This is a genomic window from Halomonas sp. KHS3, from assembly GCF_000830495.1.
GTDB lineage: Bacteria > Pseudomonadota > Gammaproteobacteria > Pseudomonadales > Halomonadaceae > Vreelandella > Vreelandella titanicae.
Window position 1 is genome coordinate 69,968 of the sequence record NZ_JWHY01000001.1, and the last position, 13,477, is coordinate 83,444.

Sequence of the window (13,477 nt, forward strand, 5' to 3'; positions counted from 1 at the left end):
TCCTCGTTAACTTCTAGGTCATCTAACTTCGAAACAGGCGCGAATATTGGGTTTCGTGCAAGGCGCTAGCCAGTGCCAGACCGGGCAGCACCGGGCCCAGCTCTTCATCATCCAGCGTAAGTGCCTGATTAACGGCATTCACTAGCGCGGGGCGCAGTTGTTCAATTACTCGCTGGGCAGCGGTGTGGCCAAGTGGCAAGGCTTTACAGGCCACCGCCAGTTGGTTCTCCATCCACGCCCAGGCAAACCCCAGCAGCGTTTGGCGAACAGACACGCCACGGACGTGGGCCGTGTAGGCAAACAGCGTTACATAACCTGCTTGGGGCGGAAGCAAGGGTGGGAGCAATCCCTCACTTTGCAACTGCTGCTCTCTCGGCAACAAGTTCAAGCTGCCCAGTAGGCGTTTTAGCGAGGCGCCCAGCCTGCTATCTTCGGCGGCGAGCTCGGCGGTTTCCCGGGTGGCGGCCAGCCACTCATCCCACGCGGCAATTGATTTACGACCTTCTGCCATGTCCGCTTGGCCAAACGCCTGACCAAATGCATCGTGCAACCGCGCCAGCACCGGCAGTTCGCAGCGGGTCAGGCCATCTTCCAGTACGCCGCTTAGCCATTCGGCAAGGCTGGCTTCATCACGCACCCAGTCCAGCTCAAAGGCGCTTTCCAGCCCTTGAGAAAAAGCAAAGGCGCCGATGGGCAACGCTGGGCTCACCAACTGCATCAGCCCTAGCAGCGCTAGCTCATCACTTTGGCTTTCTAGCGCAGTGAGTTCAGTGGGCATGGTGGTGCTCATGCGAGTGGTCATGATCGTGGTCGTGTGAATGACCGTGCGAATGACCATGTGAATGTCCGCCACCTACTTGGTTATAAGCACCCGGCTCCGGGTCGAACGTTGCGTTGTGGTGCTCTAGTTCGGCACCTAACAGCTCGGCGAGCTCTTCCAACACATGATCCGGCGGGAAGCGCACCCAGCCGCCCTTTTCATCTTCACCCAGCGCCAGCTGCACGTGGCGATTGCCCAGGTGGTAGGCCAGCCGCGCCAGCGGTAAGCCAGTACTCACTCGCGCGGTAACCACCGGTTCTACCGCGGCGCAGACACGCACCACTTCGCCGCTTTCGGCTTTTAGACCTTCGCCGCTGCGCAGCACCGGGCCGCGATCAAGAAACAACCCCAGCTCACGGCCACTATCGCTTTGGGCTTTTAAGCGCCCGCGAATACGTAGCTCAAAGGGCAGCGTGAGTGTGTCGCTCGCCGCGCTTTCCTCTATCGGCCCTAAGCGTTCTATGAGTTTAAGCATTGCTATCGTCCCGTTGAAATTTTCGCGGCCTAGCCGGGGTAGCTCTACGTGAGGGCGCTGTAAATACATCCTTGTAAGCTACTTTTGCCATCCATGGCAAAAGACCCTCACTACGAGCTACCCCGGCTAACCTGACTGTAGAGGTGTCGCCCACTTTTTCAGAACAAATGGTAGCGCTGGGCCAGCGGCAGCTCGGTGGCGGGCTCGCAGGTTAAAATTTCGCCATCGCAGCGCACTTCATAGGTTTGCGGGTCGACGGTTAGTTCTGGGCAGGCATCGTTTAGCTTCATATCCTTTTTGCGCACTTGGCGCACGTTTTTGCACGCCCCCAGTTCGCTATTTAGCCCCAGTGTCTCTTTGATGCCCGCATCCAGCGCGGCCTGGCTGACAAAGCTGAGCCGGGTTTGGCTGGCCGCACGGCCAAAAGCGCCGAACATATAGCGGTAATGCACCGGCTGCGGGGTGGGAATCGAAGCGTTGGGGTCGCCCATGGGCGCCGCCGCAATCATGCCGCCTTTGATCATCATCGCTGGCTTGACGCCAAAGAAGGCCGGTTTCCAAAGCACCAGATCCGCCAGCTTACCGACTTCGATGGAACCTACTTCGTGAGCGATGCCGTGAGTGATCGCCGGGTTAATGGTGTACTTGGCGATATAGCGCTTGGCGCGTAGGTTATCGGCACCCAGGGCTTCGTCTTCCGGCAACAGGCCGCGCTGCACCTTCATTTTATGGGCGGTTTGCCAGGTGCGGCAGACCACCTCACCGACCCGCCCCATGGCTTGGGAATCCGAGGCAATCATCGAGATCACGCCCAAATCGTGGAGGATATCCTCAGCGGCGATGGTTTCCCGGCGAATGCGCGAGTCGGCAAAGGCCACGTCCTCAGGGATATTGGGATCCAGGTGGTGGCACACCATCAGCATATCGAGATGTTCGTCGATGGTGTTGACGGTGTAGGGCCGCGTTGGGTTGGTAGAAGAGGGCAGCACGTAGGCTTTCGAGCAGGCAGTGAGAATATCCGGGGCGTGGCCGCCGCCAGCGCCTTCGGTGTGGTAAGTATGGATACAGCGCTCTTTAAACGCGGCCAGGGTGTCTTCCACAAAGCCCGACTCATTCAGGGTGTCGGTGTGGATCGCCACCTGCACATCATAGGCATCAGCGACGTTAAGGCAGTTATTGATCGAGGCAGGCGTGGTGCCCCAATCTTCGTGCAATTTGAGGCCCATGGCGCCTGCTTGGAGCTGGAGCTCTAGGGACTCAGGCAGGCTGGCGTTGCCTTTGCCCAGAAAGCCGATATTCATGGGCATATCGTCCACCGCTTGCAGCATCTTACCGATGTGCCAAGCGCCGGGGGTACAGGTGGTTGCGTTGGTACCAGTCGCCGGACCGGTGCCACCGCCCAGCATGGTGGTGATACCGCTCATCAGCGCTTCTTCGACCTGCTGGGGGCAGATAAAGTGGATATGAGAGTCGATACCGCCTGCGGTCAGGATCTTGCCTTCGCCGGAGATGATTTCGGTGCCGGGGCCAATGACGATTTCAACATCAGGCTGTACGTCTGGATTGCCTGCCTTGCCAATCGCCGCGATGCGGCCATTTTGAATGCCCACGTCGGCTTTGACGATACCCCACCAATCCAGAATCAGCGCGTTGGTAATCACGGTATCCATTACCGTGTCGTCAGCACGCTGGCTTTGGCCCATGCCATCCCGGATGACTTTGCCGCCACCGAATTTCACTTCGTCACCGTAGTGGGTGGCGTCCTGTTCGACTTCAATCCAAAGCTCGGTATCGCCCAGACGCACGCGGTCGCCCACCGTGGGGCCATACATATCGGCGTAGGCTTGCCGACTGATCTTATTAACCGGTTTCATTGCTTACCTCCGTCGAGCGTACCCATGACATCGCCGCGAAAACCGTAAATTTCCCGATTGCCGACATAGGGAATCAACGTGACTTCGCGGGTCTGGCCAGGCTCAAAGCGAATCGCCGTGCCTGCGGCCACGTCCAGGCGAAAGCCTCGGGTTTTGTCGCGATCAAACACCAGCGCCGGGTTGGCTTCGGCAAAGTGGTAGTGGGAGCCGATCTGGATCGGGCGGTCGCCGGTATTGGCCACCTCGACGCTAATCCGCTCACGTCCCGCGCACAGCTCGATTTCACCTTCTTTTAACTTGTATTCACCGGGAATCATTTGGTTGCTCCTTTGTTTTTTTGTGAGGTGTTAGGCGAGAGGTGTGAGGTGTAAAGAGAGAGGTATGAGGGGTGCGTAACCCACTACTACTCACCCCTAACTATTCACTCCTCACCCCTCACAATCCACCCCTCACTCCTCACAATTAACCCCTCACACAATTGGCGTATGGACAGTGACCAGCTTGGTGCCGTCGGGGAAAGTGGCTTCCACCTGCACTTCGTCGACCATCTCGGCGACACCGTCCATCACATCCTCACGGCTAAGGATTTCGCGACCATAGCTCATTAAGTCCGCTACGCTGCGGCCATCCCGGGCGCCTTCCATAATCTCGAAGCTGATCAGCGCCACCGCTTCCGGGTAATTGAGTTTTAAACCACGCGCCTTGCGGCGCTCCGCCAATTGGGCGGCTGAGAACAGCAGCAGCTTGTCTTTGTCTCTTGGGGTTAATTCCATGGAATGTGTCTCCAGCAGTGCATCGCAGTGATGCTAATTAGGTTAGCCAAATTCGTGGTGTATGTGCTTCACGCTCGATCCAGCGGGGGCGCAGCAGTTGCCAAGCCTGTTCGCATAACGCCCAGGCTTCGTTACGCGAGTTGCCTAAATAGCGCAGCAGCAAAACACCGTGGCGGACGGTGACCGCCCAGCGCGGGTTATCCGGCAGCGCTTCACGCAAGGCTTCAATGGCAGCAGGCGCGTCGGCAATCCCCACTGCCCAGAGCGTGGCCTGCACCGTGGCTCCGCCCTGACCCCATCGCCCGGCAAAGCGAGGGTGTAGTGGGTCTAGCGGTTGGCGCTCTAGCCACAGCGGTTTGCCATCCAGGGTTAAGCGGAAGTGCTGCTCAATGCGTCCGGAAACATAGGGTAAGTCGCTGGCCGGGCGGCCCAGCGCCATCACTTCCCAGCCCAGGCAACGGGCGCTGCCGTGAAGATCAATTTGGGTGCGCTGCTCGCCCTTGGAACCATCAAAGGCAATGGTCTCCTGGGGCAGCCATTCAAGTGTCGCGCCATCTTCAACGCTCAACCGGGTATGCTGCGTCCATGCCACGCCCTGGCTGTCGGCTTTATAGAGTTTATTGGCAGCCGGAGTCGTCAGCAGCGCATGGGCACCGCTCTCTACATGGGCACTAATGGTAAGCGCATCGCCGCTGACTAACCCGCCCGGCGGGTGAAGCACATAAACATGACAAGCCTCACTACGCCCTTCGGGATAGAAAGGGCGCTGCACCCGCAGTGGTCCCTGATGACGCGCCTGCACCATGCGAGTAGCACTGCCCCGATGAGCGAAGGTGAGTGCTAACGAAGCTGCCCAATGGCGGCCTGCATCGAAGCGGTGGCCAGAGGCAATGTGTGGTTTGGCGAGTTCGCACAGGATCATGGGTTGCTACCGCTTCCTTTTCACTAAGCCTTTGACATAGGTAAGCAATTAATGCGCCAAAATGGTGAAAAGCCCTGCTGTGCGGTCAATGGTAGGGATGAACGGCGGTGACTGGCAGTGCTACGCATCTAGGCGCACCAAAACAGCACCACATCAGACCTCAAATGCACCAAATAAATGCACTCACTACTTGCTTAGTGCTCAGCCTGCACTCACTCTTCACACCATTACTGCACAACGACCCGGTCACGCCCACCGCGCTTCGCTTCATAAAGGGCCTGATCAGCACGCTGCAGGGAGTGGTGATAGTCTGGGTGACCATCGTGAAGCGTTACACCCACGCTAATCGTCACGTTAAGCAGCGTATCGGCACCGGCGAGCATCGGCTCCTTAGCCACCGATTGGCGTAAACGCTCAGCAAATAACCGGCTGCCGTCATGGTCAGTATTGACCAGCACAATCAAAAACTCCTCGCCGCCCATGCGAAACACGTAATCACCCCCACGGGTGGAGCGATCAAGGATGCTCGCCACCTGCTGCAGCACGTTGTCGCCGGCGTCGTGCCCATGGGTATCGTTGATCGATTTGAAGTGATCGATATCTACCATCAACAGCGCAAAGCAGTGCTCCGAGTGGCGGGCAATGTCTATTTCGCGACTAAGCACCACTGACAAAAACTTGCGGTTGAGCAACCGGGTTAAGCTGTCGCGCCCTGCATCCAAACCGGAGGCGCGCTCTAATACATTGTCGAGCAGCATCAACACCGTACGGGCGGCATCACGAATCTCGCCCAGCGCCTTAAGTCGCTGGCTAGCATCTTCATGCATCAGCACTTCCAGCCACTCACGATCCACTTGCTGAATATGGCGTGAAATAGTGGCAATCTCCGGCACGCCCTCGAACGCATGGCACGCTTTATGGAAGTACCACAGACCAAAATCGGAATTGGATAACCGCGGCAGCGTGGCGATATCCTGCTGGGCAGCTATGGCAAACATCAGCGCATTCTCCCAATTCAACAACGCCGAACGCTGGCGTTCACGCTCGTCGCCAATGCTCTGGGTGAGTGAAAACAGCTTGTACGCCTCTTCAGTGCGCGCATTACGGTCACTGGCCACCGAGTAGGCGTGGCTCATGATTTCCATGGCCATATCAATATGGTCGGAGACGTACACCGAGGCATCCCCCGGCGATAGCGGGCTTTTGAACGTGGCGTTGATCTGTTGATAAAACACCTGCTTAAGCTGCCGCGCTCCACTTAGCACCAGGTTGACCGGAATATCGATGCGGGCATGCACCTGCCCCACTTTTTCCTGCTGCTCAACCAGGGACTCAAAATCGGCGTGCTCAACGGCAAACATGGCTTTCAGCCAGCGCTGCATTGAGGGGTGTAAACGCTGCTCCACTTGATCGTTGGAGAGAAACAGCGAAGCATGCGGGTCTTCCAACATCACCCGGTAAAAGTGGTCAGCAAAGCTTTGCCCGTGGTGCTCTACCAACGTCTCGACTGCTTGCCGCAACGGTTTGGGCGTGCGCTCCAGAAGCGCTTGCCACTCGGCGGCGAGCTGATGTTTATCTTTATAGCGCATACCCCACCTGCTTCTTATTGATCAACAGCCAATATTACACGCCAAGCATTTTCGTCAACCGAACACAGAGCAGGGTTTTAGCGAATAAGCCCACAAGCGGCTCGCATGGCGGCGCGGCAGCGGTGCTTCGCCATACTATAGGGCCAATCGGTAAGCGAGTGACGCTCCAAAACATAACCAAGGCCTGTTGATGCCTTACCTGGCGTAGAGGTACGTGAGTAGCGCACCTTGCGCTTACTCCCGCCATAACTCAGGCTCCCCTTTTCAGCCCACCTCAGCGCCTTTTATCCGCTTGACATTTCATGAATAGCGCCACAAACTTAGCCAAGGCTATACTTCTTTCCTCGGGACAATCAGTTTACACAAAGCAATTTCAGCCCATCTACCTCATGACGAGTCTGGAGCTAAATAATGGCAACAAAATATGCCGTGATTCTATTGGGAACGCTGCCTTTTAGTGCGTTGGCAACTGCCGATGAAACGCCCTTAAACGTGGTGGCAACGATTGGGATGATTGCAGATGTAGCGCAGGAAGTAGGCGGCGAATGCGTTAATGTGGAAGCCATGATGGGCCCCGGCGTAGACCCCCACCTGTATCAGGCAAGCGCTAGCGACGTGGCCTTGCTGCGGGGCGCCGAACACATTCTCTACTCAGGCTACTCATTGGAAGGACAGCTGGGGAGTGTGCTGGAGAATTTCTCGGCACGAACACCCACGCTTGCCGTGGCGCCCGCTTCCATTGATCCGGCGTCGTTGATCACCGCTCAGGATGTCTACGGAGTCGACCCTCACCTGTGGATGGATGTCTCTTTATGGGCCCAAACACTGCCCACCCTAAGCGATGCATTGAGCGAAGCACGCCCTGAGTGCGCCACGACGATTGAAACCAATACCGAGCGTTATCAGGCTCAGTTGCTAGCCTTGCATGAGTGGGTTAAAGAGAGCATTGCCAGCATCCCCGAAGAGCAGCGTATTCTTGTCACCGCCCACGACGCTTTCAGCTACTTTGGTCGTGCCTATGACATTGAGGTGGAAGGGATTCAGGGCATCAGTACCGAAACCGAAACTGGGATCGCCGATATTCGCAGCATGGCGGATAGCGTTGTTGCCCGTAACGTGCCCGCCATATTTGTCGAGAGCACCATCAACCCGCGCACCATTCAGGCAGTGATCGATGCCGCAAGGCAGCAAGGCCATGATGTGACCATCGGCGGCCAGCTTTATTCCGACGCCATGGGCGATGAAGGCACGGTAGATGGTACCTATATGGGCATGATCTACCGTAACACCCAGCACATTGTCGAGGCGCTAGGCGGTTCGCTGGCCCCGCTGCCAAAGGCACTGGATGACTGGGCCAGCGAGTGGCAACTCGCTCAATAAGCATTCGATAAGGCAGTGCATCCATGGCGATATTCAACCCTACAGACACCGCACTGAGCATTAAAAACCTGACGGTGAGCTACCATAACCAGCCCGTGCTATGGGATATCGATCTGGATATCCCCGCCGGTGTCATGGCGGGCATTGTCGGCCCTAACGGGGCGGGCAAGAGTACGTTGATCAAAAGCCTGCTTGGGCTGGTGCCGTCGTTGTCGGGAGAGGTGATGGTGCATGGACGGCCCTACGCCACACAGCGTAAACGGGTGGGCTACGTGCCCCAGCGCTCAAGCGTTGACTGGGATTTTCCCACCACGGCGCTGGATGTGGTCACCATGGGGCTTTACGGGCGCTTGGGCTGGCTCAAGAGACCGGGTCGCAAAGAGCGCCATGAAGCGCAGGAAGCACTTGAAATGGTCGGTATGAGCGCCTTCGCTGAACGACAGATTAGCCAGCTTTCTGGTGGCCAGCAGCAGCGCGTGTTTCTGGCTCGCGCGCTGGTGCAGCAGGCCGATGTGTATTTTCTTGATGAACCCATGGCGGGCGTCGATGCCACCACCGAGCGGGCCATTATCGATATCCTGCGCCACCTGCGCGACGCGGGCAAAACGCTGATTGTGGTACACCACGATCTGCAAACGGTTCGCACCTACTTTGACTGGCTACTGCTACTCAACGTGCGAGTCATCGCCAGCGGCAAGGCCGAGGAGGTGTTCAAGATCGATCACCTGCGCCAGGCTTACGGCGGCCAAATCGCGCTACTTAACGACAATGAATCGTTAATGTTTTCCGCCTCAAAGGTGAAGTAACCCATGGTGTGGCTTGAGCTTTTATCTGACTACACCTTTCAGAATGTAGTCATTGGCGCCTCGCTGCTGGGGCTGATCAGCGGCCCGCTGGGCTGTTTTGCGGTGCTGCGTCGCCAAAGCCTGCTGGGAGACGCAATTTCCCACGCAGCCCTTCCCGGCATCTGTTTAAGCTTTATCATCACCGGCAGCCGGGATATTGGCGGGATTATTATTGGTTCACTGATCACCGGCTCCGCCGCCGCGCTGATTATGCTGATGCTGACGCGCTTAAGCCGCCTGAAAACGGACGCAGCCCTGGGCACCTGCCTCAGTATCTTTTTTGCCGTGGGTATCGTTCTGCTCACCTATATCCAGAGTACCAATAACGCCTCCCAGGGCGGTCTTGAGGCCTTTCTTTTCGGCCAGGCCGCCGCGACGCTGCGCTCCGATTTATGGGTGATGGGCAGCATTACGCTGGTTACGCTGCTGCTGCTTGCCGTCTTCTGGAAACAGGCCAAGCTGGTCACCTTTGATGCGGAGTACGCCCGCACGCTCGGCATGCCTATCACCGTGATTGAAGCATCGCTCACCGCTATGGTTGCGCTAGCGGTCGTCGTCGGCCTGCAGATGGTCGGTGTGATTTTGATGGCCGCCATGATCGTGGCACCCGCGGCCGCCGCCCGACAGTGGAGCCGCCACCTAGGCGGCATGCTCACCATCGCCGCAGGCGTCGGTATTGTCAGTGGTGTTTCAGGGGCAACCATCAGCACCCTATCGCGTGGCCTGGCAACCGGCCCGCTGATTGTCCTTACCGCAACCGCCATCGTGCTTATATCGTTGGCATTGGCGCCCGGCCGTGGCCTGCTGTGGGGTGTGATAAAGCACTATCGCCAGAAGTCAGCGCTGCAGAAACAGCAGCTACTTTATGCGCTATATAAACACTCGGCCGATCCCTCATGCGCCCCCTCAACACTCGGTTCACGCAGGATGCTCAACAAGCTTAAGCAGCAAGGCTACCTAACCCGCTCTCCACGCGGTGCCACCCCAAGCGACGGCGGCTGGGGGCTAACGGCACAGGGCCAGGCGGAGGCTAGAAGAGTGGTCGCGGCTTTTGAGGAATTAGCATCATGATGGCAGAGCTACTGACCACAACTGCCCTGCCCATTATGCTAGTGGGCGCGATGGTAGGCATCGCCTCCTCGGCGGTGGGCACCTTTTTAGTGCTGCGCGGCAACAGCATGTTATCCGACGCAATCAGCCATTCGATTGTGTTTGGCATCGTCATCGTCTGGCTGCTGACCAAGCAACAGAGCGGGCCGGTACAACTGATCGGGGCCGCCCTCACCGGGCTGTTAACCGTCCTGCTCACCGAAGCCTTAGCAAGCACCAAACGGGTCAAGCAGGATACCGCTATCGGCCTGGTCTTCCCGGCGCTGTTCTCTATCGGCGTGCTGCTGTTGAATATTTATGCCAATGATGTGCATATCGACACGCATACTGTGCTGCTAGGGGAGATCGGTTTTGTCTGGCTGGATACACTCGACATCTTCGGCCTGCCCATCCCCCAGGCGCTGGTATCGATGAGCGTGATGACGGTGCTCAACTACGCGTTTATCGGACTCTTTTATAAGGAGCTGAAGCTGGCCACCTTCGATCCGGCGCTGGCCAAAACGTTCGGCTTTATGCCCTCGATTCTTTTCTATGTGCTGCTAATGCTAACTAGTTCCACTGCCGTGGCGGCCTTTGATGCGGTAGGCGCGGTGCTGTTTATCGCCTTTGCCATTGTTCCCGCCTCCGCCGCCTATTTGCTGACCGACCGGCTGTGGATGATGTTTATCATCGGTGCGCTAATTTCTATCGCCTCGAGTATTTCTGGCTACTACCTCGCAGTGTATCTCAACGTCTCCATTGGCGGCATGATGGCCGTCATGACCGGCGTATTCCTGATGCTCGCCTTTCTGGCAGGGCCACGCTACGGCGTGATTACCCAACTGGTCAAACGCCAACGGGCACGCCAGGCGCCGGTGGAGCCGCCGCCCAGCGTTTGAAGCCCAGCTTTTGGAAACACCGCTCATCCGCGCGCAAAAAAGCGACCGCCTTTCGACAGCCGCTTGGCCGGGCAGGCGGTAACCGGGTGTGGATAACTTAAACCGTCAGATGCTGCTTGATCAGCTCATTGGAGAGCTCGCTGATCTCCCCTTTGGCCACCGGTCGGCCGCGATCCATAATCACAAAGCGGTCGGCGTATTTACGGGCAAAGGGCAGCTTCTGCTCCACCAGTAGTACCGTAAGGCCATCCTCGTTGATCAACTGACGAATCACCTGACCAATTTGGGCGACGATATTGGGCTGAATGCCCTCACCTGGCTCGTCCAAAATCAGCAGTTTGGGTTCGATGACCAGCGCACGGCCAATCGCCAGTTGCTGCTGTTGCCCACCGGAAAGGTCGCCGCCACGGCGGTGTTTCATCTCCTTGAGCACGGGGAACAGCTCATAGACCCGCTCGGGAATCTTTTTTAGCCCGTCACTGCGGGCGGCAAGACCGGTGCGCAGGTTCTCCTCCACGGTCAGCAGCGGAAATATCTGTCGCCCTTGAGGCACGTAGCCAATTCCCAACCGCGAGCGCGCCTCAACGGCTTTTTTAGTCAGCTCGATCTCGCCGGTCTCGGAGGTGTAGCGCAGCTCGCCACTTTTGACGGCCACTTCGCCCATCACGGCTTTCAGCAGCGTGGTTTTACCCACGCCGTTGCGTCCCATCACGCAGGTACACTGACCGGCGGGTACCTCAAGATCGAGATCCCAGAGGGTGTGGCTTTCGCCGTAAAACTGGTTGAGCTTTTCGATCGCTAGCATCAGGCGGCCTCCTCGTCATCGGCACCCAGGTAGACCTCAATTACTTTGGGGTCGCTGGAGACTTGATCCATGGTGCCTTCCGCCAGCACGCTGCCCTGATGCAAGACCGTCACCTGGCGGGCAATCGAACGCACAAAGCCCATATCATGCTCCACCACTACCACGGACTGTTTACCGGCCAGCCCGGTGAGCAACTCGGCAGTGCGCTCCATCTCCTGCTCGGTCATGCCCGCCACCGGTTCATCCACCAGCAGCAGACGCGGGCGCTGCATCAGCAGCATGCCGATCTCCAGCCACTGCTTCTGGCCGTGGGAGAGAATACCCGCGGGCTGATGACGCAGCTCTGTCAGGCCGATGGTTTCCAGTACTTCATCGATGCGGTCTTTGATCTCGCCGGTCATGCGGGCGGTCAGGGTAGGAAAAATCCGCTTGTCGGCGGCCATGGCCAGCTCCAGGTTTTCAAACACCGACAACGCTTCGAAAACCGTGGGCTTTTGAAACTTGCGGCCAATGCCCAGGCTGGCAATATCGGGCTCGTTCATATGCAGCAGGTTATGGCGGCTGCCAAACCATACACTGCCGCTGGTGGGCCGGGTTTTACCGGTAATAATATCCATCATGGTGGTCTTGCCCGCCCCGTTAGGGCCGATAATGCAGCGCAGCTCACCGTCGTTGATGGTCAGGTTGAGGTTATTGATGGCTTTAAAACCATCGAAGCTCACGGTGACATCTTCCATGTAAAGAATCGGCCCATGGCGAACGTCCACCGGCGAGGCTTGGGGCGCCATAAAATCGAACACCCGGTCACGCTGGGACAGCGATTGCAGCAAACTCATGCGGAGGCCTCCTTGGACGTGTGTTGATGGTCAGGATCCGTCGTTTGTTCCTCGCGTTTACGGCGCTTGAGGTAGCGAAACAGCCCCGCGACACCCTTGGGCAGAAACACCGTGACCAGTACGAACATCGCACCCAGGGCAAACAGCCAGGCATCGGGCATGACGCCGGTAAAGATGGTTTTGGCGTAGTTAACTAAAATGGCGCCAATCACCGCGCCATACAGCGTGGCGCGACCACCCAGGGCGACCCACAGGACAATCTCGATGGAGAAAATCGGCGAGAATTCACTGGGGTTAATGATTCCCACCTGAGGAACATAGAGCGCTCCCGCCAGGCCTGCGAGCATCGCCGAGACCACAAAGACGAAGAGTTGAAAGCGCTCGACCCGATAGCCGAGAAAACGCGTGCGCGCTTCGGCATCGCGGGTGGCCACGCTCACCCGGCCCAGCTTGCTGGTCACAATCGCACGGCACAGGATATATCCCAGCGCCAGCGCAACGCCGGTGGCCAGGAACAACCCTAGGCGCGTGGCGTCGCTGCGCAGGTCAAAACCGACGATCTCGCGGAAGTCAGTCAGGCCGTTATTACCGCCGAAGCCCATCTCGTTGCGGAAGAAAGCCAGCATCAAGGCAAAGGTCAGTGCCTGAGTGATAATCGATAGATACACCCCGGTGACCCGTGAGCGAAACGCCAAAAAGCCGAATACCAGTGCCAGCAGCCCGGGGGCCAGCAGCACCATGGCAAAGGCGAACCAGGCCATATCGAAGCCGTGCCAGAACCACGGCAGACTGTCCCAGTTCAGGAACACCATAAAGTCCGGCAGTACCGGGTGGCCGTAGGTGCCGCGGTCGCCAATCTGGCGCATCAGGTACATGCCCATGGCGTAACCGCCGATGGCGAAGAAGGCGCCATGCCCCAGGCTTAAAATTCCCAAATAGCCCCACACCAAGTCCACCGCAACGGCCAGCAACGCGTAGCTTAGGTACTTACCGAACAGATTGACCGTATAGGCGCCCACATGCAGCGGGTTCTCCGGCGGAACCGCCACGTGCAGGATAGTGACCAGCGCCAGCGCGGCGACCAGAACGCCCAAAAAGATCTGCGTGGAACGCTCGCTGAATGGGCGTGTTAGCCAAAAATTCGTCGATGATTCGGTCGTTAATGACATC

Annotated in this window: 14 protein-coding genes; 4 read left to right on the plus strand and 10 right to left on the minus strand. The window is 57.8% G+C overall.

Annotated features, from left to right (window positions below):
- Positions 1–22: 22 nt before the first annotated feature.
- The 7 genes from RO22_RS00305 to RO22_RS00335 all read right to left on the minus strand — a co-directional run bounded on the left by RO22_RS00305 (position 23) and on the right by RO22_RS00335 (position 6,453).
- On the minus strand, positions 23–778 hold the full coding sequence (locus RO22_RS00305; RefSeq protein ID WP_200890212.1) for an urease accessory protein UreF: 756 nt from the start codon (positions 776–778) through the stop codon (positions 23–25).
- Positions 768–1,295 carry an urease accessory protein UreE gene (gene ureE, locus RO22_RS00310; protein WP_041157485.1) on the minus strand — a complete coding sequence of 176 codons (528 nt, stop codon included), beginning with the start codon at positions 1,293–1,295 and terminating at the stop codon, positions 768–770. Before ureE ends, RO22_RS00305 begins: the two co-directional genes overlap by 11 nt.
- A 158-nt stretch (positions 1,296–1,453) precedes the next feature.
- Positions 1,454–3,169: an urease subunit alpha gene (ureC, locus tag RO22_RS00315; RefSeq protein WP_041157260.1), complete on the minus strand. Its 1,716-nt coding sequence runs from the start codon at positions 3,167–3,169 to the stop codon at positions 1,454–1,456.
- Positions 3,166–3,486, minus strand: a complete 321-nt coding sequence (locus tag RO22_RS00320) for an urease subunit beta (RefSeq protein ID WP_041157261.1) — start codon at positions 3,484–3,486, stop codon at positions 3,166–3,168. Before RO22_RS00320 ends, ureC begins: the two co-directional genes overlap by 4 nt.
- Positions 3,487–3,639: 153 nt before the next feature.
- Positions 3,640–3,942 carry an urease subunit gamma gene (locus RO22_RS00325; protein ID WP_022521353.1) on the minus strand — a complete coding sequence of 101 codons (303 nt, stop codon included), beginning with the start codon at positions 3,940–3,942 and terminating at the stop codon, positions 3,640–3,642.
- Between the two features lie 37 nt (positions 3,943–3,979).
- Entirely contained in the window at positions 3,980–4,864 is an 885-nt protein-coding gene (locus RO22_RS00330; protein WP_009286154.1) for an urease accessory protein UreD, read from the minus strand.
- A gap of 227 nt (positions 4,865–5,091) precedes the next feature.
- On the minus strand, positions 5,092–6,453 hold the full coding sequence (locus tag RO22_RS00335) for a diguanylate cyclase (protein ID WP_022521351.1): 1,362 nt from the start codon (positions 6,451–6,453) through the stop codon (positions 5,092–5,094).
- Positions 6,454–6,864: 411 nt separating this feature from the next.
- Here RO22_RS00335 and RO22_RS00340 point away from each other — a divergent pair, with 411 nt between their 5' ends.
- The 4 genes from RO22_RS00340 to RO22_RS00355 are packed head-to-tail and all read left to right on the plus strand — an operon-like array spanning position 6,865 to position 10,666.
- Positions 6,865–7,833 (plus strand): metal ABC transporter solute-binding protein, Zn/Mn family, encoded by a 969-nt coding sequence (locus RO22_RS00340; RefSeq protein WP_009286156.1) that lies wholly within the window; start codon positions 6,865–6,867, stop codon positions 7,831–7,833.
- 23 nt (positions 7,834–7,856) lie between these two features.
- Positions 7,857–8,639, plus strand: a complete 783-nt coding sequence (locus tag RO22_RS00345; RefSeq protein WP_041157262.1) for a metal ABC transporter ATP-binding protein — start codon at positions 7,857–7,859, stop codon at positions 8,637–8,639.
- Positions 8,640–8,642: 3 nt separating this feature from the next.
- On the plus strand, positions 8,643–9,749 hold the full coding sequence (locus tag RO22_RS00350) for an iron chelate uptake ABC transporter family permease subunit (protein ID WP_041157263.1): 1,107 nt from the start codon (positions 8,643–8,645) through the stop codon (positions 9,747–9,749).
- Positions 9,746–10,666, plus strand: coding sequence for a metal ABC transporter permease (locus RO22_RS00355; protein ID WP_009286158.1), 921 nt, complete (start codon positions 9,746–9,748; stop codon positions 10,664–10,666). Before RO22_RS00350 ends, RO22_RS00355 begins: the two co-directional genes overlap by 4 nt.
- A gap of 97 nt (positions 10,667–10,763) precedes the next feature.
- On the opposite strand, the gene urtE is transcribed toward RO22_RS00355, so the two are convergent.
- The 3 genes from urtE to urtC are packed head-to-tail and all read right to left on the minus strand — an operon-like array spanning position 10,764 to position 13,476.
- Positions 10,764–11,471, minus strand: coding sequence for an urea ABC transporter ATP-binding subunit UrtE (urtE, locus tag RO22_RS00360; RefSeq protein WP_027957898.1), 708 nt, complete (start codon positions 11,469–11,471; stop codon positions 10,764–10,766).
- Positions 11,471–12,307: an urea ABC transporter ATP-binding protein UrtD gene (urtD, locus tag RO22_RS00365; protein WP_022521345.1), complete on the minus strand. Its 837-nt coding sequence runs from the start codon at positions 12,305–12,307 to the stop codon at positions 11,471–11,473. Before urtD ends, urtE begins: the two co-directional genes overlap by 1 nt.
- Positions 12,304–13,476, minus strand: coding sequence for an urea ABC transporter permease subunit UrtC (gene urtC, locus RO22_RS00370; protein WP_041157264.1), 1,173 nt, complete (start codon positions 13,474–13,476; stop codon positions 12,304–12,306). Before urtC ends, urtD begins: the two co-directional genes overlap by 4 nt.
- Position 13,477 lies beyond the last annotated feature (1 nt).

What these genes read in the sequence shown, in the direction of transcription:
- RO22_RS00305 (WP_200890212.1), bottom strand. Translation starts at nt 778, where the DNA reads ATGCCCACTGAACTCACTGCGCTAGAAAGCCAAAGTGATGAGCTAGCG.
- ureE (WP_041157485.1), bottom strand. Translation starts at nt 1,295, where the DNA reads ATGCTTAAACTCATAGAACGCTTAGGGCCGATAGAGGAAAGCGCGGCG.
- ureC (WP_041157260.1), bottom strand. Translation starts at nt 3,169, where the DNA reads ATGAAACCGGTTAATAAGATCAGTCGGCAAGCCTACGCCGATATGTAT.
- RO22_RS00320 (WP_041157261.1), bottom strand. Translation starts at nt 3,486, where the DNA reads ATGATTCCCGGTGAATACAAGTTAAAAGAAGGTGAAATCGAGCTGTGC.
- RO22_RS00325 (WP_022521353.1), bottom strand. Translation starts at nt 3,942, where the DNA reads ATGGAATTAACCCCAAGAGACAAAGACAAGCTGCTGCTGTTCTCAGCC.
- RO22_RS00330 (WP_009286154.1), bottom strand. Translation starts at nt 4,864, where the DNA reads ATGATCCTGTGCGAACTCGCCAAACCACACATTGCCTCTGGCCACCGC.
- RO22_RS00335 (WP_022521351.1), bottom strand. Translation starts at nt 6,453, where the DNA reads ATGCGCTATAAAGATAAACATCAGCTCGCCGCCGAGTGGCAAGCGCTT.
- RO22_RS00340 (WP_009286156.1), top strand. Translation starts at nt 6,865, where the DNA reads ATGGCAACAAAATATGCCGTGATTCTATTGGGAACGCTGCCTTTTAGT.
- RO22_RS00345 (WP_041157262.1), top strand. Translation starts at nt 7,857, where the DNA reads ATGGCGATATTCAACCCTACAGACACCGCACTGAGCATTAAAAACCTG.
- RO22_RS00350 (WP_041157263.1), top strand. Translation starts at nt 8,643, where the DNA reads ATGGTGTGGCTTGAGCTTTTATCTGACTACACCTTTCAGAATGTAGTC.
- RO22_RS00355 (WP_009286158.1), top strand. Translation starts at nt 9,746, where the DNA reads ATGATGGCAGAGCTACTGACCACAACTGCCCTGCCCATTATGCTAGTG.
- urtE (WP_027957898.1), bottom strand. Translation starts at nt 11,471, where the DNA reads ATGCTAGCGATCGAAAAGCTCAACCAGTTTTACGGCGAAAGCCACACC.
- urtD (WP_022521345.1), bottom strand. Translation starts at nt 12,307, where the DNA reads ATGAGTTTGCTGCAATCGCTGTCCCAGCGTGACCGGGTGTTCGATTTT.
- urtC (WP_041157264.1), bottom strand. Translation starts at nt 13,476, where the DNA reads ATGTCATTAACGACCGAATCATCGACGAATTTTTGGCTAACACGCCCA.